Below are 495 nucleotides of genomic sequence, written 5' to 3' on the forward strand. Positions count from 1 at the left end.
TGGCCCGCGAGGTGGGCACCGAGGGCATCCTCGGCGGTCAGGCGCATGTGCCCGGCGTCACCGGCATCTGGAAGGACCTCAGCGACAACGTCAACCTGATGGCCAACAACCTGACCATGCAGGTGCGCAACATCTCCCAGGTCGCGGCGGCCGTCGCCAACGGCGACCTGACGCGGACCGTGACGATCGAGGCGCGCGGCGAGGTCGCGCAGCTCGCCGACACCTTCAACACCATGGTGAAGACGCTGAGTTCGTTCGCCGACCAGGTCACCAAGGTGGCCCGCGAGGTGGGCACGGACGGCATCCTCGGCGGTCAGGCGCACGTCCCGGGCGTAGCCGGCACGTGGAAGGACCTCACCGAGTCCGTGAACCGGATGGCGTCCAACCTCACCGGCCAGGTGCGCAACATCGCCATGGTGACCACGGCCATCGCGAAGGGTGACCTGACCAAGAAGATCGACATCGACGCGCGCGGCGAGATCCTGGAGCTGAAGA

1 protein-coding gene is annotated in these 495 nt (G+C 67.5%); it reads left to right on the forward strand.

Annotated elements, in window-relative coordinates; genetic code table 11:
* Nucleotides 1-495 (forward strand): methyl-accepting chemotaxis protein (locus BIV24_RS30960; RefSeq protein ID WP_143064718.1); only part of this gene is annotated, 495 nt, incomplete at both ends.

The sequence above is a fragment of the Streptomyces colonosanans genome, assembly GCF_001866645.1.
Taxonomy (GTDB): Bacteria; Actinomycetota; Actinomycetes; order Streptomycetales; family Streptomycetaceae; genus Streptomyces; species Streptomyces colonosanans.